Below are 1579 nucleotides of genomic sequence, written 5' to 3'. Positions count from 1 at the left end.
ACCGACATTCAAACTCGGTGATGGTCTCGAAGCTCTCACCGGACACGGCCGGTTGGGTGAGAATTCGAGGCTCCGGCGCCTGCTTGCTACCGCTCAATGACCGAGTGGGGTTGTGCTCCTTGCCTGTTGATCGCGGAGTGAGCAGGGCCATCGCCGGGTGAGATGCGTCCTGTTAGGAACCCGGCGACTTCGGCATCCGCCGCCACGCGGCGCGATGCGGAGATCCCTGTTGGTGAATGTCTGGTACTGCATCGACCCGCGCGACGAGAACGCTCACGCCGGATCTGGGTGAAGCATTGTCGAGCAGACGGGAGTTGGATCGTTGGAGTTGCGGCTGGGTATCGATGTCGCTTGCCGGGCAGCGCACCAGGCCAGCCTGGCCGATGAGCAAGGCAAATTTCTATGGTCAGGCCGCAAGTTCCGCACCACGACCGGTGATCTGCAGCGACTGTGGTCGATGCTGCCGGCCGGGACCGCCCCCTCGTCGGTCACCGTCATCATGGAGCCCACGCGCAACGCCTGGGTGCCGTTAGCGGCTTGGTTCCGTCGGCAGGGCGCCACCGTGATTCTGGTGCCACCCGAACAATCTGCCGACCTGCGTGACTACTACTGCAAGCACACCAAGTCCGACCGCTTGGACTCCAAAGTCCTTGCCCGGATCCCACTTCTGCATCCCGAGGGCATGCACCCCGCGACCGGGCTCGGCCCCGGTGACACGATGCGCAGGGCGGTCAAGCTGCGCTCCAATCTGGTCAAACGCCGCACCAGCATCCTCGCGCGATTGGATGCGCTGCTCGAACTCCTCGGGCCCGGCTGGCATGCCGCGCTCGGCGCGGACCTGGCCAACAAGACGCCCTTGCGGTTGCTGGCGCATTACGCCGACCCACACATCGTGATCCGGTTGGGCCGGGCCCGGCTGACACGATTCCTCGCCCGGCATTCTCGCGGCAGCTGGCGCGAGGAGAAGGCCGACGAGCTCATCGCCGCGGCCCGGGAAACGCTCGACCTCTGGGCCGATGAACTGGACTTCCCGGAGTTGGCCGATGACATCGCGATCGAGGCCCGGCTGGCCTTGCAGCTCACCGAGGAAATCAAGGAACTCGAAACCCGCATCGCGGCACTGCTGGACAAGGCCGACCCGGATGGCATCGTCAGCTCGGCGCCCGGGGTCGGCCCGATTCTCGCAGCCCAGATCCTGGGCCGCTTGGGCGATCCCAACCGCTTCGACTCCCTGGCCGCGATCCGTTCCTTCAGCGGCCTGGTGCCAACACTCGAATCTTCCGGATTGAACGGAAGGCACGGTGGGCCAACGAAATCCGGAGACGCGTGCCTGCGCGAAGCGCTGTTCATGGCCGCTGAGCAGGCACGGCGCAGCGATCCCTCGCTGGCCGCGAAATACCATCGACTCATGACCGACAGCGGCAAACACCACCACTCCGCGGTCTGCCATCTCTCCACGACCCTGCTCACTCGCGTCGCCGCCTGCTGGCGCCGCGGCGAGCACTACGTGATCCGCGATGTCGACGGCAGCCCGCTCACCTCGGAACAGGGCCGCAGGACCGTCGCCGACCGATACACA

General features: G+C 65.8%; 1 protein-coding gene. It reads left to right on the top strand.

Going from position 1 to position 1579, the window contains the following annotated elements; all coding sequences use genetic code 11:
• Positions 1-322: 322 nt before the first annotated feature.
• A partial coding sequence (locus ACZ6DL_RS38060; RefSeq protein ID WP_466058589.1) for an IS110 family RNA-guided transposase occupies positions 323-1579 on the top strand: 1257 nt, incomplete at its 3' end.

Source organism: Nocardia sp. NPDC041819, assembly GCF_055590505.1.
The sequence above is the reverse complement of the archived record's forward strand: the minus strand, read 5'-3'. Positions and strand labels throughout refer to the sequence as shown.